The organism is Streptomyces sparsogenes (assembly GCF_001704635.1).
GTDB classification, from domain to species: Bacteria; Actinomycetota; Actinomycetes; order Streptomycetales; family Streptomycetaceae; genus Streptomyces; species Streptomyces sparsogenes.
In genome coordinates, this window is sequence record NZ_MAXF01000078.1 from 33,855 (window position 1) to 54,372 (window position 20,518).

Sequence of the window (20,518 nt, forward strand, 5' to 3'; positions counted from 1 at the left end):
CGCTCGACGGGAACGGCGGCCCCACATGGGTCCGGGAAGGAAGACCTCAGGGACCTCAGAGAAGGCGGACGGCGCCGGTCGGCGGGTCGTAGCTCAGGGGACGCTCGACGATGCCGGTGCTCGAGTTCTGGGCGCCGATGAAGTTGCCGCCGCCGATGTAGACGGCGACGTGGTACGCGCTGCCCCGGCCGCCCCAGTAGAGGAGGTCGCCGGGCTGCAGGTTGTCCAGCGACACGGGGGTGCCCTGGAGCGACTGGTCCTGCGACACGCGCGGCAGGCTGATGCCGATCTGGTTGAAGGCGGCCTGGGTCAGGCCGGAGCAGTCGTACGAGGACGGGCCGCTGGAGCCCATCACGTACGCCTTGCCCACCTGGGCCTTCAGGAAGCTGATGAGCGTCGCGACATTACCCGTCGCCTTCGTCGCGGTGGACGTGGCCTTGGCCGTCGCGGTGGAGAGGGTGGTGCGCTCGGCGGTACGGGACGCCCGCTCGGCCTTCTCCTGGGCCGCGCGGCGGGCCGCGGCCTTGCGCGCCGCCTCCTGGGCCTCGCGGGCCTTGCGGTCGGCCTCGGCCTTGGCCTTCTTCGCCGAGGCCTTCGCCTCGGCGGCGGCCTGGTCCTGCTGCGCCTGGAGCTGGTAGTCGGCGGCGGCCTGCTGGGTGGCGTCGGCGGACTGCGCGGCGGTGCTGGCCAGCGTGGAGCCGAGGGTCGGCATCTCCAGGGTGGACTCGGCGGCGGCCGGCTCGGCGGCGACGGCGGGCGCCGCGGCACCGGCGACCGCGAGGGTGAGGAAGCCACCGGTGACCCCGGCGCGGAGTGCACGCGTGGAGGAGGCGGCACGGCGGGGCTTCCGGTGGCTGGGTATGTGTGCGGTCTGGGACATGGTCCAACCGCTATCAGGGGCCGTAGTCCGGGATCAAGAAAAGTGGACTGCGTCACACTTGACGCGCTCATGCCCTGAAGTGGGGGTTTTTGATCTTGCTCCGAGCCTTCCGCGGTGTGTCCGAATTTTTCGATCATGCGCATACGCATGGCATTTGGCGGTCCCGGCGAGGCGGTGCGGGGCCTATCACCAATCCAGGCCGCGCATCAAGCACTCTGATCAAATCGAGATCCACAACCTTTTGCCGCGTGGCATACCTCACTCCCCGGGTCCGGCTCGTGAACGAAGGCGCGTAGTAGCGATCAACGAGTGACTCCGCGGGGGCCCGCGTCGGAGTCACTCATGAGAATGGATGTCCCATATCAGGTGAAGACGTCCATCGCAAATTTGCGTGTAGGTACCATATCTTGGTAGGAGCACAAGCCGCTCACCAGTGACGACGGGTCTGTATGTCACTTCTCGTGATCGATCGGATGCTTCGAGTGCAAGATCACCGCTCATCCGACTTCATGATCCTTCGTCAGGTGGTGGAGATCACAAAGACGTTGTTGCACCCCGTGTCGCAGATCACATACCGACGGGCATAGGATGCAGGCGAAACGGGCTTGTGAACTGCCTCACATGTGCGCGATCTTCGTGAGTGCGGTCCGTGAGTCCGTGCGGTCCGCCACAGTCACCGTCGACTGAAGGGAGCGAGGACGGTGAACGCATACGCGCCCATCCTCGTACTGGGAGCCCTCGGGGCAGGCTTTACGGTCTTCTCGGTCCTGATGGCCACGATCATCGGCCCCAAGCGCTACAACCGGGCCAAGCTCGAAGCCTATGAATGCGGCATCGAGCCGACTCCGCATCCGGCCGGCGGTGGGCGCTTCCCCATCAAGTACTACCTGACGGCGATGCTCTTCATCGTCTTCGACATCGAGATCGTCTTCCTCTACCCCTGGGCCGTCACCTTCGACGCCCTGGGGCTGTTCGGGCTCGTGGAGATGCTCCTCTTCGTGCTCACCGTCTTCGTCGCCTACGCGTACGTCTGGCGACGGGGCGGCCTGGAGTGGGACTAAGCAGAGACCGAGGAGAGAGGAGAACCGTCGCATGGGTATCGAAGACAAGCTTCCGAGCGGCTTTCTGCTGACCACCGTCGAGCAGGCGGCGGGGTTGGCGCGCAAGTCCTCCGTCTTCCCGGCCACCTTCGGGCTCGCCTGCTGCGCCATCGAGATGATGACCACGGGCGCCGGACGCTACGACCTGGCCCGCTTCGGCATGGAGGTCTTCCGCGGCTCGCCCCGCCAGGCCGATCTGATGATCGTGGCCGGGCGCGTCAGCCAGAAGATGGCCCCGGTGCTGCGGCAGGTCTACGACCAGATGCCGAATCCGAAATGGGTCATCTCGATGGGCGTCTGCGCCTCCTCGGGCGGCATGTTCAACAACTACGCGATCGTGCAGGGCGTCGATCACATCGTCCCGGTCGACATCTATCTGCCCGGCTGCCCGCCGCGCCCCGAGATGCTCATCGACGCGATCCTCAAGCTGCACCAGAAGATCCGCGAGGAGAAGCTCGGCGTGAACCGCGAGCGCGCGGCCCGCGAGGCGGAGGAAGCGGCGCTCAAGGCGCTCCCGACGATCGAGATGAAGGGGCTGCTTCGGTGAGCGAGGCTAATGGGGTCAACCCCGGGGCCAGTGGCGTGAACCCGGACCAGGAGCTGAACGCCGAGAACCTCCCCGGCCGGCGAGGCGACCAGGGCGAGCCCATCCGCGTCCAGCGCGGCATGTTCGGCGCCAACAACGGCGGCGACACCTCGGGCTACGGCGGCCTGGTGCGGCCGGTCCGGCTGCCCGGCCCGGCCACCCGGCCGTACGGGGGCTGGTTCGACGAGGTCGCCGACGAACTCGAGGGCGCGCTCGAGGAGCAGTCGCTCCTCCCGGAGAACGCGATCGAGAAGACCGTCGTGGACCGCGGCGAGCTGACCTTCCACATCGCGCGCGAGCACCTGCCGAGGGTGGCCAGGACGCTGCGTGACGACCCGGCGCTGCGCTTCGAGCTGTGCACGGGCGTCAGCGGCGTCCACTTCCCCGGCGACAAGGGGCGCGAGCTGCACGCCGTCTACCACCTGCGCTCGATCACCCACAACCGGCTGATCCGGCTGGAGGTGAGCGTCCCCGACAGCGACCCGCACATCCCGTCGATCGTCGACGTCTACCCGACCAACGACTGGCACGAGCGCGAGACGTACGACTTCTTCGGCCTGATCTTCGACGGTCACCCCGCGCTCACGCGGATCATGATGCCCGACGACTGGCAGGGCTTCCCGCAGCGCAAGGACTACCCGCTCGGCGGCATCCCCGTCGAGTACAAGGGCGCCCAGATCCCGGCTCCGGACCAGCGGAGGTCGTACAGCTGATGTCTGCCACCCACGCCACGCACTCCACCCGCTCCGCCTCCGCGCGCGAGACCACCGAAGGCACCGTCTACACCGTCACCGGCGGCGACTGGGACGAGGTCGTGGAGGCCGCGGCCCGCACCGACGACGAGCGGATCATCGTCAACATGGGTCCGCAGCACCCGTCCACCCACGGCGTGCTCCGGCTCATCCTGGAGATCGACGGCGAGACGGTCACCGAGGCCCGCTGCGGTATCGGGTACCTGCACACCGGCATCGAGAAGAACCTCGAATTCCGGAACTGGACGCAGGGCACCACGTTCGTGACCCGCATGGACTATCTGACGCCCTTCTACAACGAGGCGGCCTACTGCCTGGGCGTCGAGAAGCTGCTGGGCATCGAGGACCAGGTGCCGGACCGGGCCTCGGTCATCCGCGTGATGCTGATGGAGCTCAACCGGCTCTCCTCCCACCTGGTGGCGATCGCCACCGGCGGCATGGAGCTCGGCGCGAGCACCATCATGATCTACGGCTTCCGCGACCGCGAGCTGATCCTGGACATCTTCGAGCTGATCACCGGCCTGCGGATGAACCACGCGTACATCCGGCCCGGCGGACTCGCCCAGGACCTGCCGCCCGGCGCGGTCGACCAGGTGCGCGACTTCCTGAAGAAGATGCGCAAGAACATGCCCGAGTACGACAAGCTCGCGACCGGAAACCCCATCTTCAAGGCCCGGCTGCAGGACGTCGGCTACCTCGACCTCGCCGGCTGCATGGCGCTCGGCGTCACCGGCCCGATACTGCGGGCCACCGGGCTGCCGCACGACCTGCGCAAGTCCCAGCCGTACTGCGGCTACGAGACCTACGACTTCGAGGTCCCCACCGCCGAGACCTGCGACGCCTACGGCCGCTTCCTGATCCGCCTCGAGGAGATGCGCCAGTCGCTGCGGATCGTCGAGCAGTGCCTGGAGCGGCTGGAGCCGGGGCCGGTCATGGTCGAGGACAAGAAGATCGCCTGGCCCGCGCAGCTGGCGCTGGGGCCGGACGGGCTCGGCAACTCCCTCGACCACATCAAGAAGATCATGGGCACCTCGATGGAGGCCCTGATCCACCACTTCAAGCTGGTGACCGAGGGCTTCCGGGTCCCGCCCGGACAGGCGTACACGGCGGTCGAGTCGCCCAAGGGCGAGCTGGGCGTGCATGTGGTCAGCGACGGCGGCACCCGCCCGTACCGCGTGCACTTCCGCGACCCGTCCTTCACCAATCTGCAGTCCGTGGCGGCGATGTGCGAGGGCGGCCAGGTCGCCGACGTGATCGTCGCCGTGGCGTCCATCGACCCCGTGATGGGAGGCGTCGACCGGTGACAGACGTGCAGCTGGGGATGCCGCAGCTCCCCGCCCCCGACTACCCGGCCGAGGTCCGGGCGCGGCTCGAGGCGGATGCCCGGGAGGTGATCGCCCGCTACCCCGACAGCCGCAGCGCGCTGCTGCCGCTGCTGCACCTGGTGCAGTCGGAGGAGGGCCATGTCACCCGCACCGGCGTCCGGTTCTGCGCCGAGATGCTGGGCCTGACCACCGCCGAGGTCACCGCGGTCGCCACCTTCTACACGATGTACCGGCGCGGCCCCTCCGGCGACTACCAGGTGGGGGTGTGCACCAACACCCTGTGCGCGGTGATGGGCGGCGACGCGATCTTCGAGGCCCTGCAGCGCCATCTGGGCGTCGGCAACGGCGAGACCACCGAGGACGGCAAGATCACCCTCGAGCACATCGAGTGCAACGCGGCCTGCGACTACGCGCCCGTGGTGATGGTCAACTGGGAGTTCTTCGACAACCAGACGGTGGACTCCGCCACGCGGATGGTCGACGACCTGCGGGCGGGCCGCACCGTCGAGCCGACCCGTGGCGCGCCGCTGTGCACCTTCAAGGAGACCGCGCGCATCCTCGCCGGCTTCCCCGACCCGCGCCCGGGCGCGGTGGAGGCGGGCGGCAGCGCCGGCCCGGCCTCGCTCGTCGGGCTGCGGCTGGCCAAGGGGGAGGCGGCGCCCGGCCGGGTCGTCTCGCCCAGGTCCGCCGACTATCCGTCGGACGAGGAGGCGCCCGCGCACCCGAGCTCCCATGACGCGCCGCAGCGGACCTCCGCCTCCGACCCGCACCACCCGTCCGGTCCGGTCGCCGAGGAGGGGGAGTGATGACCGTGACAGTCGAGCGGGGCGAGTCCAGCCCCGAGAAGCTGCTGGCACCCGTGCTGTCGTCGTTCTGGGACCAGCCGAAGTCCTGGACCCTGGACACCTATCTGCGGCACGAGGGCTACGAGGGCATGCGCAAGGCCCTCGCCATGCCGCCCGACGACGTGATCGCGCTGGTGAAGGACGCGGGCCTGCGCGGCCGCGGCGGCGCGGGCTTCCCCACCGGGATGAAGTGGCAGTTCATCCCGCAGGGCGACGGCAAGCCGCACTACCTGGTCGTCAACGCGGACGAGTCCGAGCCCGGCACCTGCAAGGACATCCCCCTCCTCTTCGCCAATCCGCACGCCCTCATCGAGGGCATGATCATCGCCTGTCACGCCATCCGCTCCGAGCACGCCTTCATCTATCTGCGCGGCGAGGTCGTGCCCGTGCTGCGGCGGCTGCACGAGGCCGTACGCGAGGCATACGAGGCGGGCTACCTCGGCACGGGCGACGCGCGCCGGCGGAAGCTCGGCCTGGACGGCCTCCCGGATCTCGACATCACCGTGCACGCGGGCGCCGGCGCGTACATCTGCGGCGAGGAGACCGCGCTGCTGGACTCCCTGGAAGGGCGGCGCGGCCAGCCCCGGCTCCGGCCCCCCTTCCCGGCGGTCGCGGGTCTGTACGCGTGCCCCACTGTCGTCAACAACGTCGAGTCCATCGCGTCGGTTCCCGCCATCCTGCACAAGGGCAAGGAATGGTTCCGGTCGATGGGCAGCGAGAAGTCCCCGGGCTTCACGCTCTACTCGCTGTCCGGGCACGTCGCCAACCCCGGCCAGTACGAGGGCCCGCTGGGCATCACCCTGCGGCAGCTGCTCGACATGAGCGGCGGCATCCGGCCCGGCCACCGGCTGAAGTTCTGGACGCCGGGCGGCTCTTCGACGCCGCTGCTCACCGAGGAGCACCTGGACGTCCCGCTCGACTACGAGGGCGTGGGCGCCGCCGGGTCGATGCTCGGCACCAAGGCGCTCCAGTGCTTCGACGAGACGACCTGCGTGGTGCGCGCGGTGACCCGCTGGACCGAGTTCTACGCGCACGAGTCCTGCGGCAAGTGCACGCCCTGCCGCGAGGGCACGTACTGGCTGGTCCAGCTGTTGCGCGACATCGAGGCGGGCAAGGGCCGCATGGAGGACCTGGAGAAGCTGGCCGACATCGCCGACAACATCAACGGCAAGTCCTTCTGCGCGCTGGGCGACGGCGCCGCCAGCCCCATCTTCTCCTCCCTCAAGTACTTCAAGGAGGAGTACCAGCAGCACATCACCGGCGGCGGGTGCCCCTTCGACCCCGCCAAGTCCACCGTGTGGGCCGACGATCCGAGCTCCACTCACCTGGGGGTGAACGCATGACCGTGACCACCAATGCACCCTCCGGAGGCGGAGAGGCGGCGGTGCCGCGCGAGGATCTGGTCTCCGTCACCATCGACGGCATCGAGATCTCCGTCCCCAAGGGGACCTTGGTGATCCGCGCGGCGGAGCTGCTCGGCATCGAGATCCCCCGCTTCTGCGACCATCCGCTCCTGGACCCGGCCGGCGCCTGCCGCCAGTGCATCGTCGAGGTCGAGGGCCAGCGCAAGCCGATGGCCTCCTGCACGATCACCTGCACCGACGGAATGGTGGTCAGGACCCAGCTCACCTCGCCCGTGGCCGAGAAGGCGCAGCGCGGGGTGATGGAGCTGCTGCTGATCAACCACCCGCTGGACTGCCCGGTGTGCGACAAGGGCGGCGAGTGCCCGCTGCAGAACCAGGCCATGTCCACCGGGCAGGCGGACAGCCGCTTCGAGGGCCGCAAGCGCACCTTCGCCAAGCCGGTGCCGATCTCCCCGCAGGTGCTGCTGGACCGCGAGCGGTGTGTGCTGTGCGCGCGCTGCACCCGCTTCTCCAACCAGGTCGCGGGCGACCCGATGATCGAGCTGCTGGAGCGCGGCGCCCTCCAGCAGGTGGGCACGGGCGAGGGCGACCCGTTCGAGTCGTACTTCTCCGGCAACACCATCCAGATCTGTCCGGTGGGCGCGCTGACCTCGGCCGCCTACCGCTTCCGGTCCCGCCCCTTCGACCTGGTGTCCTCGCCCAGCGTGTGCGAGCACTGCGCGGGCGGCTGCGCGACCCGCACCGACCACCGGCGCGGCAAGGTCATGCGCCGGCTCGCGGCGGACGACCCCGAGGTCAACGAGGAGTGGATCTGCGACAAGGGGCGCTTCGGCTTCCGCTACGCGCAGCTGCCCGACCGGCTCACCACCCCGCTGGTGCGCGACCGGGAGACGGGCGGGCTGGAGCCGGCGAGCTGGCCCGAGGCGCTGGAGGCGGCTGCGCGCGGCCTGGCCGCGGCCCGCGGCCGGGCGGGTGTGCTGACCGGAGGCCGGCTCACCGTCGAGGACGCCTACGCCTACGCCAAGTTCGCTCGGGTCGCCCTGGACACCAACGACATCGACTTCCGGGCCCGGGCGCACAGCGCCGAGGAGGCCGACTTCCTGGCCACCCAGGTGGCGGGCCGGGGCCGCGACCTGGACGGCGGCGGGCTGACATACGCCGCGCTGGAGAAGGCCCCGGCCGTCCTGCTGGTCGGCTTCGAGTCGGAGGAGGAGGCGCCCGGCGTCTTCCTGCGGCTGCGCAAGGCCCACCGCAAGCACGGCCAGCGGACCTTCGCCCTGGCCACCCACGCCACCCGGGGCCTGACGAAGGCGGGCGGCACGCTGCTGCCCGCGGCCCCCGGCACCGAGACCGAGTGGCTGGACGCGCTCGCGGGCCGCACCGGCCTGGACGCCGACGGGGAGCGGGCCGCCGAGGCGCTGCGCGCCGAGGGCGCGGTGATCATCGCCGGTGAGCGTCTCGCGGCCGTGCCGGGCGCGCTGACCGCCGCCGTACGGGCCGCGGCCGCGACCGGCGCCACGCTGGTCTGGATCCCGCGCCGGGCCGGTGAGCGGGGCGCGATCGAGGCGGGCGCGCTGCCCGGGCTGCTGCCCGGCGGCCGGCCGGTCGCCGACCCGCGGGCCCGCGAGGAGACCGCCACCGCCTGGGGCGTGGCCGGACTGCCCGGCCGGGCTGGCCGCGACACCACCGGAATCGTCGAGGCCGCGGCGGGCGGCGAGCTCGGCGCGCTGCTGGTCGCCGGCGTCGAGATCGCCGATCTGCCCGACCCGGCGCGGGCCCTCGCGGCCCTGGAGTCGGTCGGCTTCCTGGTCAGCCTGGAGCAGCGGCCCACCGAGGTCACGGCGCACGCGGACGTGGTGCTGCCGGTCGCGGCGGTCGTCGAGAAGTCGGGCACCTTCCTCAACTGGGAGGGGCGGGCCCGGCCGTTCGAGGCGGCCATCAAGCCCGACCAGATGACCCGCCGGCACGTCCTTCCCGACGCGCGCGTGCTGCACATGCTGGCCGACGCCATGGAGGCGCCGCTCGACCTGCCGGACGTCCACGCCGTACGGGCCGAGCTGACCCGGCTGGGCACCTGGCGCGGGTCGCGCGGCATCGGGCCGATGGAGACCGGCGGTCCGCTGCCCCGCCCCGGCGAGGGCGAGGCGCTGCTCGCGGGCCACCGGCTGCTGCTGGACCAGGGCCGGCTCCAGGAGGGCGACCCGGCGCTGGCCGCCACCCGGCACGCGGCGGTGGCCCGGCTGTCGCCGGCGACCGCGGCGGAGGCGGGGGTGCGCGACGGGGAGGCCGTACGGGTCAGCGGCCCGGCCGGGTCGGTCACGCTGCCCCTGGCGGTGACCGCGATGCCGGACCGGGTGGTCTGGCTGCCGCTGAATTCCACGGGCGGCGGCGCGTACCGCGACCTGGGCGCCCACCCCGGTGAACTGGTCAAGATCGGCGCTGTCGCGACGGAACCGGAGGTGACCGCATGAGCTACCTCGCCGCGGAAGACCTGTCGATGTTCGGCCACGACCCCTGGTGGCTGGTCCTGATCAAGGTGGTCTTCTGCTTCGCCTTCCTGATGGTGACCGTGCTGATCTCCATCGTCATGGAGCGCAAGGTCGTCGGCTGGATGCAGCTGCGCATCGGGCCCAACCGGCACGGCCCCTGGGGCATGCTGCAGTCCCTCGCGGACGGCGTGAAGCTGATGCTCAAGGAGGACATCGTCGTCAAGGGCGCGGACAAGGTGGTCTACGTCCTGGCGCCGATCGTCGCGGCCATCCCCGCCTTCATGGCGGTCGCGGTCATCCCGTTCGGCCCCGCCGGAAACGAGATCTCGATCTTCGGGCACCGCACCGCGATGCAGCTCACCGACCTGCCGATCGCGATCCTCTACATCCTGGCCACCGCCTCGGTGGGCATCTACGGCATCGTGCTGGCGGGCTGGTCGTCCGGCTCGACGTATCCGCTCCTCGGCGGTCTGCGCTCGTGCGCCCAGATGATCAGCTACGAGATCGCGATGGGCATGTCCTTCGCGGCGGTCTTCCTCTACTCCGGGTCGATGTCGACCTCCGAGATCGTCAACTCCCAGCACGACCGCTGGTACGCGCTGCTGCTGCCGGTCTCCTTCATCATCTACATCATCGCGATGGTCGGTGAGACCAACCGCGCCCCCTTCGACATGCCGGAGTCCGAGGGCGACCTGGTCGGCGGCTTCAACACCGAGTACTCGTCGATCAAGTTCGCGATGTTCATGCTCGCCGAGTACATCAACATGGTCACCGTCTCGATGGTCGCGGTGACCCTCTTCCTGGGCGGCTGGCGGGCGCCATGGCCGATCAGCACCTTCTGGGCGGGGGCCAACCACGGCTGGTGGCCGATGCTCTGGTTCGTCGGCAAGGTGCTCTCGCTGCTGTTCGCCTTCGTCTGGATCCGCGGCACGCTGCCGCGGGTGCGCTACGACCAGTTCATGAAGCTGGGCTGGAAGGTGCTCATCCCGGTCTCGATGGTCTGGCTGATGCTGGTCGCGACCGTGCGGGCGCTGCGCAACGAGAACTACGACTACCAGGACATCGTGCTGTACGTCGGCGGCGCGGTCCTCGCGCTCCTGCTGCTGTCCTTCGTCGTCGACATCTTCCGCGACCGCGAGGCTTCGCGCTCCGCGGCTTCCGCGGAGGCCGAGGAGGGCCCGGAGCCCGCCTTCGACCCGATGGCCGGCGGCTTCCCGGTGCCGCCGCTGCCCGGCCAGACCCTGCCGCCCGTACCGCGCCGACGCCCGCGACATGAACGCGAGCTGATTGTCAGTGGCGGGCCCGACACTGTCAGTGACGGAAAGGAGGCCGACGGTGTCTGACTTCCAGAACCCGGTGGCCGGCTTCGGCGTGACCTTCAAGGCCATGTTCAAGAAGCGGCTCACCGAGCAGTACCCCGAGGTGAAGAAGCCGACCGCGCCCCGCTTCCACGGACGCCACCAGCTCAACCGCCACCCGGACGGGCTGGAGAAGTGCGTCGGCTGCGAGCTGTGCGCGTGGGCCTGCCCGGCGGACGCGATCTATGTCGAGGGCGCGGACAACACGGACGAGGAGCGCTACTCCCCGGGCGAGCGCTACGGCCGCGTCTACCAGATCAACTATCTGCGCTGCATCCTGTGCGGCCTGTGCGTCGAGGCCTGCCCCACCCGGGCGCTGACCATGACCAATGAGTACGAGCTCGCCGACCGGACCCGCGAATCGCTCATCTACACCAAGGAGGAGCTGCTCGCGGGACTTGAGGAGGGCATGGTCGACTCCCCGCACGCGATCTACCCCGGCATGGACGAGCAGGACTACTACCGCGGTCTGGTGACCGAGGCCGCGCCCGGGACGCAGCGCCAGGTCGCGGTCAGCAAGGGCGAGGTCCCCCCGGGCGGGGCCGCGCCGGTCGCGGGCGACGAGGAGCTGCGGCAAAAGGGGGTGCAGTCATGACGCTGGCCGCCGCCGCGAGCACCACCTCCACCGGCGAGGCGGTGCAGTTCTGGATCCTCGCCACCGTGGCCGTGATCGGCGCGCTGGGCACGATCCTGATGCGCAAGGCCGTGCACAGCGCCCTCTGCCTGGCGGGCACCATGATCGTCCTGGCGATCTTCTACCTCGCCAACGGCGCGTACTTCCTGGGCGTCGTCCAGATCGTCGTCTACACCGGCGCGATCATGATGCTGTTCCTCTTCGTCGTCATGCTGGTCGGCGTCACCGCCGCCGACTCGCTGAAGGAGACGCTCAAGGGGCAGCGCTGGCTCGCCGCGCTGTGCGGGCTCGGCTTCGGCATCCTGCTGTGCGCCGGGATCGGCAACGCCTCGCTGAAGAGCTTCAACGGCCTCGGCCAGGCCAACTCCGGCGGCAATGTGGAGGGCCTGGCCGCCCTGATCTTCACCAAGTACGTCTTCGCCTTCGAGATCACCGGCGCGCTGCTGATCACCGCGGCGGTCGGCGCGATGGTGCTGACCCACCGCGAGCGCACCGAGCGGGCGCTCAGCCAGCGCGAGCAGTCCGAGCGGCGGGTGCGCGGCGGCAAGCAGGTCCCGCCGCTGCCCGCGCCCGGCGTCTACGCCCGGCACAACGCGGTGGACATCCCCGGCCTGCTGCCCGACGGCACGCCCTCCGAGCTCACGGTCAGCGCGACGCTGCGCGGCCGCGGCCAGGTCCGCGACGTCTCCGGGGAGGCGCTGGCCGATCTGGCCGCGCTGGAGCAGCGTTCGGCGCGCTGGCTGGGGCGCGACGCCAAGGGTGGCAAGGGCGCGAAGGACCCGAAGGGCGCCGACCGCCGCGAGGGCGGGGGCGGCGCGGACCAGGCCGGCGATCCGGGCGACGATCCGGCCGGCGCCGGGCATCCGGAGGACTCGAAGGGGGTCGCCAAGTGAATCCGGTCAACTACCTCTACCTGTCGGCCCTGCTGTTCACCATCGGCGCGGCCGGCGTGCTGATCCGGCGGAACGCGATCGTCCTGTTCATGTGCGTCGAGTTGATGCTGAACGCCTGCAACCTGGCGTTCGTCACCTTCTCCCGGATGCACGGCAATCTCGACGGCCAGATCATCGCCTTCTTCACGATGGTCGTCGCGGCCGCCGAAGTCGTGGTCGGTCTCGCGATCATCGTGACGGTCTTCCGCTCCCGCCATTCGGCCTCGGTCGACGACGCCAGCCTGATGAAGCTCTAGAAGGGTCGCGTTCACGTGGAGAACCTCATCGGATTGCTCGTCGCGGCCCCGCTGCTCGGCGCGGCCCTGCTGCTGTGCGGGGGGCGGCGGCTGGACGGCAAGGGCCACTTGCTGGGCACCGCGCTCGCGGTCGCCTCCTTCGTGATCGGGGCCGTGCTCTTCGCCGACATGCTCGGCCGGGACGAGCACGACCGGGCCCTGCACAGCCACCTCTTCAGCTGGATCCCGGTGGGCGGCTTCCGGGCGGACGTCGCCTTCCAGCTCGACCAGCTGTCGATGACCTTCGTGCTCCTGATCACCGGTGTGGGCAGCCTGATCCACATCTATTCGATCGGCTATATGGAGCACGACGAGCGCCGCCGTCGCTTCTTCGGCTATCTCAACCTCTTCCTCGCGGCGATGCTGCTGCTCGTCCTCGCCGACAACTACCTGCTGCTGTACGTGGGCTGGGAGGGCGTCGGCCTCGCCTCGTACCTGCTGATCGGCTTCTGGCAGCACAAGCCCAGCGCGGCCACGGCGGCCAAGAAGGCGTTCATCGTCAACCGGGTGGGCGACGTCGGCCTGTCGATCGCCATCATGCTGATGTTCACCACCTTCGGGACGTTCGCCTTCGCCCCGGTGCTCTCCCACGCGACCGACGCGAGCGAGGGCAAGCTCACCGCCATCGGGCTGATGCTGCTCCTGGCCGCCTGCGGCAAGTCGGCGCAGGTGCCGCTCCAGTCCTGGCTCGGGGACGCCATGGAGGGTCCGACCCCGGTCTCGGCCCTGATCCACGCGGCCACCATGGTGACCGCGGGCGTCTATCTGATCACCCGCTCGGGCGCGATCTTCAACGCCGCGCCGGACGCGCAGACCGCGGTGGTCACCGTGGGCGCGGTCACCCTGCTCTTCGGTGCGATCGTCGGTTGCGCCAAGGACGACATCAAGAAGGCCCTGGCCGGCTCGACCATGTCGCAGATCGGCTACATGATCCTCGCGGCCGGGCTCGGCCCGATCGGCTATGTCTTCGCGATCATGCACCTGGTCACCCACGGCTTCTTCAAGGCAGGGCTCTTCCTCGGCGCCGGCTCGGTCATGCACGCCATGAACGACGAGGTCGACATGCGCAAGTACGGGGGCCTGCGGAAGTACATGCCGGTCACCTTCGTGACCTTCGGGCTCGGCTATCTCGCGATCATCGGCTTCCCGGGCCTGTCCGGCTTCTGGTCCAAGGACAAGATCATCGAGGCGGCCTTCGCCAAGGGAGGCACGGAGGGCTGGATCCTGGGCGGCGTGGCGCTGCTCGGCGCCGCCATCACCGCGTACTACATGACCCGCGTGATGCTGCTGACCTTCTTCGGCGAGAAGCGCTGGGGCACCACCCCGTCGCCGGAGGAGCCCAGCGCCGAGCCCGCCGCCGAGACCGCCGGGGCGCACGCCGAGCCGCACCCCCACGAGTCGCCGAAGTCCATGACCATCCCGATGATCGTGCTGGCCTTCGGATCGGTGTTCGCGGGCGGGCTGTTCAGCCTCAACGACGCGTTCCTGAAGTGGCTGGAGCCCGTCACCAGCCACAGCCACGGAGACTCCCCGATCGGCGCCGCCACCGTCACCGCCGGGACCATGGTCGTCCTGCTGGTCGGCGTCGGGCTCGCCTGGGCGCAGTACGGGCGCCGCCCCGTCCCGCGCACCGCCCCGCGCGGCAGCCTGCTCACCCGGGCCGCGCGGCGCGACCTGCTCCAGGACGACTTCAACCACGTCGTGCTCGTCAAGCCCGGCCAGTACCTCACCCGCGGCCTGGTCTACGTCGACCACAAGCTGGTCGACGGCGTGGTCAACGGCACCGCGGCCTCGGTCGGCGGGCTCTCCGGCCGGCTGCGCAAGCTCCAGAACGGCTACGCCCGTTCGTACGCGGTCGGGATGTTCGCCGGTACGGCGGCGCTCATCGCCGCGACCCTGCTGATGAGGGCGGTCTGAGTCATGTCATTTCCCCTGCTGACGGTCACGGCCGCGGTGCCCGCGCTGGGCGCGGTCGCCACCGCCGCCGTGCCCGCCGCCAAGCGCTCCGCCGCCAAGTGGGTGGCGCTGGGCTTCTCGCTGGCCACGCTCGTCCTGGCGGCGATCGTGCTGGTGCGGTTCAACCCGGACGGCGCCCACTACCAGCTCACCGAGTCCCACGCCTGGATCAAGGACTTCGGGGTGCGGTACGAGCTGGGCGTGGACGGCATCGCGGTCGCGCTGATCGCGCTGACCGCGGTCCTGATCCCCTTCATCATCCTGGCCGGCTGGCATGACGCCGACCCGCTGGAGGAGGCCCGGCCCAACCGCCGCTGGCGGCCCACCCAGGGCTTCTTCGCGCTGATCCTGATGGTCGAGGCGATGGTGGTGATCTCGTTCGAGGCCACCGACGTCTTCCTCTTCTACATCTTCTTCGAAGCCATGCTGATCCCGATGTACTTCCTCATCGGCGGCTTCGGGGACCGGGCAGGAGGGCGGTCCGAGGAGGAGACGGCCACTCAGCGCTCGTACGCCGCCGTCAAGTTCCTGCTCTACAACCTGGCGGGCGGGCTGATCATGCTGGCCGCGGTGGTCGGGCTGTACGCGGTCACCGCCGACGACCTGGGCACCGGCACCTTCTCGCTGCAGCAGATCACCGACGCGCGGGCCGCCGGCACGCTGGACTTCGCGACCGGCACCGAGCGGCTGCTGTTCCTCGGCTTCTTCTTCGCCTTCGCCGTGAAGGCGCCGCTGTGGCCGCTGCACACCTGGCTGCCCAACGCGATGGGGGAGGCCACCGCCCCCGTCGCCGTGCTGATCACCGCCGTGGTCGACAAGGTCGGCACCTTCGCGATGCTCCGCTTCTGCCTCCAGCTCTTCCCGGAGGCCAGCAAGTGGGCCACCCCGGCGATCCTCGTCCTCGCCCTCATCAGCATCATCTACGGGGCGCTGCTGGCGGTCGGCCAGCGGGACATCAAGCGGCTGGTGGCCTACGCCTCGATCTCCCACTTCGGCTTCATCATCCTCGGCATCTTCGCCATGACGACGCAGGGCCAGGGCGGAGCCACCCTCTACATGGTCAACCACGGGATCTCGACCGCCGCGCTGATGCTGGTGGCCGGCTTCCTGATCTCGCGGCGCGGGTCGCGGCTCATCGCCGACTACGGCGGGGTCCAGAAGGTCGCCCCGGTGCTGGCCGGCACCTTCCTGATCGGCGGTCTGGCCACCCTCTCGCTGCCCGGCCTGGCGCCCTTCGTCAGTGAGTTCCTGGTCCTGGTCGGCACCTTCAGCCGCTATCCGGCGATCGGCGTGATCGCCACCGTCGGCATCGTGCTGGCCGCGCTGTACGTCCTGGTGCTCTACCAGCGCACCATGACCGGGCCGGTGAAGGCCGAGGTGCGGGGGATGCCGGATCTGAAGGTGCGCGAGCTGGTGGTGGTGGCGCCGCTGATCGCGCTGCTGATCTTCCTCGGCGTCTACCCGAAACCGCTGACCGACATCGTCAACCCGGCGGTCGATCACACGCTGTCCGTGGTGGACAAGAAGGATCCCAAGCCCGAACACCCCGTCACTGACGCGGGCTGGTTCCGCTACAGCCCGACGCACGACGGTGCTTCCGGAGGTGCCAAGTGAGCCACGCGGCCACTGTCCACATGCTGTGGACGACGGCGTCGGTCTCGCCCGACAAGATCCCCTCGCCGGACATCGAGTACGGCCAGCTGGCGCCCACCCTGATCGTGCTCGGCGCGGCGATCGTCGGGGTGCTGATCGAGGCCCTGCTGCCGCGCCGCCACCGCTACGCGGCCCAGCTCTTCGTCTCCGTGGTCGCCCTGGCCGCGGCCTTCGCCGCCGTCCTGGGCCTGGCGGCCGGGGACTACGGCACGACCAAGGCGCGCATCGCGGCCATGGGCGCCATCGCGGTGGACGGGCCCGCGCTCTTCCTGGAGGGCACGATCCTCCTGGTCGCGCTGGTCGCGGTCTTCACCTTCGCCGAGCGGCGGCTCGACCCCGCGGCACACGGCAATCGCGTCGACTCCTTCGCCGCGCAGCCGGCCGCCGTCCCGGGCGGCGAGGCCGAACAGGCGGCTGTGAAGGCGGGCTTCACCACCACCGAGGTCTTCCCGCTGGTCCTCTTCGCGGTCGGCGGCATGCTCGTCTTCCCCGCCGCCAACGACCTGCTGACCCTCTTCGTGGCGCTGGAGGTCTTCTCCCTCCCGCTGTACGTGCTGTGCGCGCTCGCCCGGCGGCACCGCATGCTCTCGCAGGAGGCCGCGGTCAAGTACTTCCTGCTCGGCGCCTTCTCGTCCGCCTTCCTGCTCTTCGGGATCGCACTCCTGTACGGCTACGCGGGCACCGTCACCTACGCCGGGATCGCCGATGTGGTCGACGGCCAGGTCGGCGACATCACCCCGGCGCTCGCCGGGACCATGGGCAATGACGCGCTGCTGCTCATCGGCGGCGCGATGGTGCTGATGGGCCTGCTGTTCAAGATCGGCGCGGTGCCCTTCCACATGTGGACGCCGGACGTCTACCAGGGCGCCCCGACCCCGGTGACCGGCTTCATGGCGGCGGCGACCAAGGTCGCGGCGTTCGGCGCGCTGCTGCGGCTGCTGTATGTGGTCCTGCCGGGGCTGCGCTGGGACTGGCGGCCGGTGATGTGGGGCGTCGCGATCGTCACCATGCTGGGCGGCGCGATCGTCGCGGTCACCCAGACCGATGTGAAGCGGCTGCTGGCGTACTCCTCGATCGCCCACGCCGGCTTCATCCTGGCCGGTGTCATCGCCACCACCCCCGACGGCATCTCCTCGGTCCTCTTCTACCTGGCCGCGTACTCCTTCGTGACCCTCGGCGCGTTCTCCGTGGTCACCCTGGTGCGCGACGCGGGCGGCGAGGCCACGCACCTGTCCAAGTGGGCCGGGCTCGGCCGACGCTCGCCCCTGGTGGCCGCGGTCTTCGCGGTCTTCCTGCTGGCCTTCGCCGGGATCCCCCTGACGAGTGGTTTCGCCGGGAAGTTCGCGGTCTTCAAGGCGGCGGCGGACGGGGGCGCGGGCGCGCTGGTGGTGATCGGTGTGATCTCCTCGGCGATCGCCGCGTTCTTCTACATCCGGGTGATCGTGCTGATGTTCTTCAGCGAGCCGCGGACGGAGGGGCCGTCGGTGGCCGTGCCGTCCCCGCTGACCTCGGCGGCGATCGCCATCGGCGTCGTGGTGACGATCGTGCTCGGCGTCGCCCCGCAGTACTTCCTCGACCTGGCCGGCCAGGCGGGCGTCTTCGTGCGCTGAGCCGCGCGTCGCCGCCCCGGCCGCCCGGCGGCCGTCCGCCCGGTCCCCGCGTGGGGGCCGGGCGGTCGGGTTTCAGGGCCGTCGGTCAGCCGCCGGTGACGCCGCCGACGCTCTCCAGGCCGGGGAGGTCGGTCGGGAAGCCGGTCGGGATGTCGGCGGGGGTGGTCACCTTGGTGAAGGTGTCGTTCAAGCCGGCGTCCCAGCTGACCTTGAGGGTCTTGCCGTCCGCGCTCGGAGTCACCTTGCCCATGGTGCGGTCGGTGTTGCCGTCGGCGCAGTCGAGCATCAGCATCTTGTTGCCCATCTCGGCGTACTCGCCCGTGCAGGTGTGCTTGCCCGCGACCAGGGCGGCCTTCTCGCCGCTGATGGACAGGAAGAGGGCCTCGCCGCCGGACTTCGACACATAGGCGCCGGCCACCTTGCCGCCCGCGCCCCCCTCCGCCGGGGCGCTCGACTGCTCGGCCGACGGAGCCTTCTTGGACGCCTCCGGCTTGTCGCCGCCGTCGTCGCTGTCGCTGCCGCATCCGGTCATCAGCAGGGCGGCCGCGGCCACCGCACCGGCGATGCGCACTGCCTTGATCACGCGCTTACTCCTCGGTCGTGGGACAGGAACACGACAACCTAACAGCGTTCACCGCGCCGACGGGGCGATACGGCCGGTCACCTCGCCCAGCGCGACACGGTTGTTACCGGGGCCCGGGGCCCAGGCGGTGAGGGTCACCTCGTCGCCGTCCTCCAGGAACGTCCGCTCGCCGTCGGGCAGGCGCAGCGGGTCGCGGCCGGACCACGTCAACTCCAGCAGGCAGCCGCGCTGCTGCGGCTCGGGGCCGCTGACCGTGCCGGAGGCGAACAGGTCGCCGGTGCGCAGCGAGGCGCCGTTGACCGTCATGTGCGCGAGCTGCTGGGCGGCCGTCCAGTACATGGCCGCGAAGGGCGGGTGCGCGATGGGGTGGCCGTTGAGGGCGACCTCGATGCGCAGGTCGAAGGCGCCCGGCTCGGCGGCGGAGTCGTCGAGGTAGGGCAGGAGCGGGACGTCGCGGGCGGGCGGGCCGGTGCGGGCGGCGGCGAGGGCGTCCAGCGGGGTGACCCAGGCGGCCACAGACGTGGCGAAGGACTTCCCGAGGAAGGGGCCGAGCGGGCGGTACTCCCAGCTCTGGATGTCGCGCGCGGACCAGTCGTTGAGCAGGCAGACGCCGAAGACGTGGTCGTGGAACCCGGAGAGCGGCACCGGTGTATTCACAGGTGAAGGGGCACCGATGACGAAGGCGACCTCCGCCTCGAAGTCGAGCCGGCGGGAGGGGCCGAAAGGGGGGAGCGCATGACCGGAGGGAGAGCCCAGCTGGCCGCGGGGGCGCCCGATGGGCGTGCCGGAGACCACGACCGTGCCCGCGCGCCCGTGGTAGCCGATGGGCAGGTGCTTCCAGTTGGGGGTGAGCGGTTCGCCCTCCGGGCGGAACATCCTCCCCACATTGGCGGCGTGGTGCTCGCTGGCATAGAAGTCGACGTAGTCGGCGACCTCGAAGGGCAGATGGAGCGCGACGGCGGTGAGGGGGTGCAGAAGGGGCTCGACCGCCGGTCGGCGCGCCTCCTCGGTCAGCCAGGCGCGCAGCTCCGCTCGCACCGCCTGCCAGACCGGCCGGCCCGCGGCCATCAGCGGGTTGAGGGTCGGGTGGCCGAGCAGCGCGGCGTGCGGGGAGCCGGCGGCCGCCGCGGCCGCGCCCGCGTCCAGGACGTGATTGCCGTATCGCACCCCGATTCTCCGCAGGTCAGGGGCGTCCGGTGTGGTGAAGACCCCATAGGGGAGGTTGTGCGGGCCGAAGGGGTCGTCGTGGGGCAGGTCGAGCGGGCTCTGTCGCGGCATGGGGCTGCCTCGCCTTCTCCTCGTCGCCGGGGGTTCCGGTGTCGCCGGGCCACACCCTATGGGGCGGCAGCCCCGGGGGAGGAGGCCGATCTGCTGATGATCGGGGGTGTGAGCAGGATTGATCTGCGGGTGATCGCGGAAAATGTCGTGGGGAGCCGGTCGGCCGCGCGCGGGAAGTGATAGCTCGCACAAGGCGGGAAGGCGCCCATGGTGATCGATAGCCGACCGGATACGCTGCCTTTAGTGGAGACAGCGACACATCGACATTGCGTGTGACCGCAGGCAGACAGGAGTACCCCGTGAGCGTCGTCGGGCCCTTCGGGCTGAGCGTGCGGGACCGGACTCTGGAAGCCGACACCCAGGCCGGGCTGACAGCCGTCGAAGAAGGCCTGATGGAGGCCACGAAAAGCGGCGTGCCGTTCATCACCGAGGCCGCCCAGCACCTCATGCGGGCGGGTGGCAAGCGGTTCCGGCCGCTGCTGGTGCTGCTCGCCGCCCAGTTCGGCGACCCGTACGCGCCCGGGGTGGTGCCCTCGGCCGTGGTCGTGGAGCTGACGCACCTGGCGACGCTCTACCACGACGACGTCATGGACGAGGCGGACGTCCGCCGGGGCGTGCCCAGCGCCAACGCCCGCTGGGGCAACTCGGTGGCGGTGCTCACCGGCGACTTCCTGTTCGCGCGCGCCTCGCACATCCTGGCCGACCTGGGGCCCGAGGCGGTGCGGATCCAGGCCGAGGCGTTCGAGCGGCTGGTGACCGGGCAGATCCTGGAGACGGCGGGGCCGAAGGGCGGCCGTGACCCGATCGAGCACTACCTGGACGTGCTCGCGGGGAAGACCGGCTCGCTGGTCGCGGTCTCCGGGCGGTTCGGCGCGAT

The 20,518-nt window shown here is 70.5% G+C and carries 18 protein-coding genes; 15 read left to right on the forward strand and 3 right to left on the reverse strand.

What is annotated here, in order from left to right; translation table 11 throughout:
• Positions 1-55 precede the first annotated feature (55 nt).
• The gene (locus tag BBH68_RS15725) at positions 56-880 is read right to left on the reverse strand and encodes a C40 family peptidase (protein WP_065962850.1); all 825 of its coding nucleotides are present in this window, start codon (positions 878-880) and stop codon (positions 56-58) included.
• Between the two features lie 701 nt (positions 881-1,581).
• Between BBH68_RS15725 and BBH68_RS15730 the strand changes: the two genes are divergently transcribed.
• Genes BBH68_RS15730 through nuoN form a run of 14 tightly spaced genes read left to right on the forward strand, consistent with a single transcriptional unit; the run spans position 1,582 to position 17,780 of the window.
• The gene (locus tag BBH68_RS15730; protein WP_065962852.1) at positions 1,582-1,941 is read left to right on the forward strand and encodes an NADH-quinone oxidoreductase subunit A; all 360 of its coding nucleotides are present in this window, start codon (positions 1,582-1,584) and stop codon (positions 1,939-1,941) included.
• A 31-nt stretch (positions 1,942-1,972) separates the two neighbouring features.
• Positions 1,973-2,527 carry a NuoB/complex I 20 kDa subunit family protein gene (locus tag BBH68_RS15735; protein ID WP_065962853.1) on the forward strand — a complete coding sequence of 185 codons (555 nt, stop codon included), beginning with the start codon at positions 1,973-1,975 and terminating at the stop codon, positions 2,525-2,527.
• Complete coding sequence (locus tag BBH68_RS15740; RefSeq protein WP_065962855.1) at positions 2,524-3,279, forward strand: NADH-quinone oxidoreductase subunit C; 756 nt, start codon at positions 2,524-2,526, stop codon at positions 3,277-3,279. Before BBH68_RS15735 ends, BBH68_RS15740 begins: the two co-directional genes overlap by 4 nt.
• Positions 3,279-4,622, forward strand: a complete 1,344-nt coding sequence (locus tag BBH68_RS15745; RefSeq protein ID WP_065962857.1) for an NADH-quinone oxidoreductase subunit D — start codon at positions 3,279-3,281, stop codon at positions 4,620-4,622. The genes BBH68_RS15740 and BBH68_RS15745 overlap by 1 nt, the downstream gene beginning before the upstream one ends.
• A gap of 17 nt (positions 4,623-4,639) precedes the next feature.
• On the forward strand, positions 4,640-5,449 hold the full coding sequence (nuoE, locus tag BBH68_RS15750) for an NADH-quinone oxidoreductase subunit NuoE (protein WP_065962878.1): 810 nt from the start codon (positions 4,640-4,642) through the stop codon (positions 5,447-5,449).
• Entirely contained in the window at positions 5,449-6,831 is a 1,383-nt protein-coding gene (gene nuoF / locus BBH68_RS15755; RefSeq protein WP_065962858.1) for an NADH-quinone oxidoreductase subunit NuoF, read from the forward strand. Before nuoE ends, nuoF begins: the two co-directional genes overlap by 1 nt.
• Entirely contained in the window at positions 6,828-9,323 is a 2,496-nt protein-coding gene (locus BBH68_RS15760; RefSeq protein WP_065962859.1) for an NADH-quinone oxidoreductase subunit G, read from the forward strand. The genes nuoF and BBH68_RS15760 overlap by 4 nt, the downstream gene beginning before the upstream one ends.
• A complete protein-coding gene (gene nuoH, locus BBH68_RS15765) occupies positions 9,320-10,684 on the forward strand; it encodes an NADH-quinone oxidoreductase subunit NuoH (RefSeq protein WP_065962861.1) in 1,365 nt (454 codons plus the stop codon). The genes BBH68_RS15760 and nuoH overlap by 4 nt, the downstream gene beginning before the upstream one ends.
• Positions 10,677-11,294 carry an NADH-quinone oxidoreductase subunit NuoI gene (nuoI, locus tag BBH68_RS15770; RefSeq protein ID WP_104531311.1) on the forward strand — a complete coding sequence of 206 codons (618 nt, stop codon included), beginning with the start codon at positions 10,677-10,679 and terminating at the stop codon, positions 11,292-11,294. Before nuoH ends, nuoI begins: the two co-directional genes overlap by 8 nt.
• On the forward strand, positions 11,291-12,226 hold the full coding sequence (locus BBH68_RS15775; protein ID WP_065962864.1) for an NADH-quinone oxidoreductase subunit J: 936 nt from the start codon (positions 11,291-11,293) through the stop codon (positions 12,224-12,226). Before nuoI ends, BBH68_RS15775 begins: the two co-directional genes overlap by 4 nt.
• Positions 12,223-12,522 (forward strand): NADH-quinone oxidoreductase subunit NuoK, encoded by a 300-nt coding sequence (nuoK, locus tag BBH68_RS15780; protein ID WP_065962866.1) that lies wholly within the window; start codon positions 12,223-12,225, stop codon positions 12,520-12,522. Before BBH68_RS15775 ends, nuoK begins: the two co-directional genes overlap by 4 nt.
• 15 nt (positions 12,523-12,537) lie before the next feature.
• Complete coding sequence (nuoL, locus tag BBH68_RS15785; RefSeq protein ID WP_065962867.1) at positions 12,538-14,478, forward strand: NADH-quinone oxidoreductase subunit L; 1,941 nt, start codon at positions 12,538-12,540, stop codon at positions 14,476-14,478.
• A gap of 3 nt (positions 14,479-14,481) precedes the next feature.
• Positions 14,482-16,131, forward strand: a complete 1,650-nt coding sequence (locus BBH68_RS15790; RefSeq protein WP_065962869.1) for an NADH-quinone oxidoreductase subunit M — start codon at positions 14,482-14,484, stop codon at positions 16,129-16,131.
• Between the two features lie 20 nt (positions 16,132-16,151).
• Positions 16,152-17,780, forward strand: coding sequence for an NADH-quinone oxidoreductase subunit NuoN (gene nuoN / locus BBH68_RS15795; RefSeq protein WP_065962881.1), 1,629 nt, complete (start codon positions 16,152-16,154; stop codon positions 17,778-17,780).
• Between the two features lie 85 nt (positions 17,781-17,865).
• Here nuoN and BBH68_RS15800 read toward each other — a convergent pair whose 3' ends face one another.
• Together BBH68_RS15800 and fahA are read right to left on the reverse strand one after the other, a co-directional pair.
• On the reverse strand, positions 17,866-18,363 hold the full coding sequence (locus tag BBH68_RS15800; RefSeq protein ID WP_065962871.1) for a hypothetical protein: 498 nt from the start codon (positions 18,361-18,363) through the stop codon (positions 17,866-17,868).
• A gap of 48 nt (positions 18,364-18,411) precedes the next feature.
• Positions 18,412-19,641 carry a fumarylacetoacetase gene (gene fahA, locus BBH68_RS15805; protein WP_065962872.1) on the reverse strand — a complete coding sequence of 410 codons (1,230 nt, stop codon included), beginning with the start codon at positions 19,639-19,641 and terminating at the stop codon, positions 18,412-18,414.
• A 299-nt stretch (positions 19,642-19,940) separates the two neighbouring features.
• Between fahA and BBH68_RS15810 the strand changes: the two genes are divergently transcribed.
• Positions 19,941-20,518: polyprenyl synthetase family protein (locus tag BBH68_RS15810; protein ID WP_141713005.1), on the forward strand; the 578-nt coding region annotated here is incomplete at its 3' end.

Bases quoted from the DNA above. Each gene is read 5' to 3' on its own strand.
- nuoF (WP_065962858.1), top strand. From the start codon at position 5,449: ATGACCGTGACAGTCGAGCGGGGCGAGTCCAGCCCCGAGAAGCTGCTG.
- BBH68_RS15725 (WP_065962850.1), bottom strand. From the start codon at position 880: ATGTCCCAGACCGCACACATACCCAGCCACCGGAAGCCCCGCCGTGCC.
- fahA (WP_065962872.1), bottom strand. From the start codon at position 19,641: ATGCCGCGACAGAGCCCGCTCGACCTGCCCCACGACGACCCCTTCGGC.
- BBH68_RS15760 (WP_065962859.1), top strand. From the start codon at position 6,828: ATGACCGTGACCACCAATGCACCCTCCGGAGGCGGAGAGGCGGCGGTG.
- nuoN (WP_065962881.1), top strand. From the start codon at position 16,152: ATGCTGTGGACGACGGCGTCGGTCTCGCCCGACAAGATCCCCTCGCCG.
- BBH68_RS15775 (WP_065962864.1), top strand. From the start codon at position 11,291: ATGACGCTGGCCGCCGCCGCGAGCACCACCTCCACCGGCGAGGCGGTG.
- BBH68_RS15735 (WP_065962853.1), top strand. From the start codon at position 1,973: ATGGGTATCGAAGACAAGCTTCCGAGCGGCTTTCTGCTGACCACCGTC.
- nuoE (WP_065962878.1), top strand. From the start codon at position 4,640: ATGCCGCAGCTCCCCGCCCCCGACTACCCGGCCGAGGTCCGGGCGCGG.
- BBH68_RS15745 (WP_065962857.1), top strand. From the start codon at position 3,279: ATGTCTGCCACCCACGCCACGCACTCCACCCGCTCCGCCTCCGCGCGC.
- BBH68_RS15790 (WP_065962869.1), top strand. From the start codon at position 14,482: ATGTCATTTCCCCTGCTGACGGTCACGGCCGCGGTGCCCGCGCTGGGC.
- nuoH (WP_065962861.1), top strand. From the start codon at position 9,320: ATGAGCTACCTCGCCGCGGAAGACCTGTCGATGTTCGGCCACGACCCC.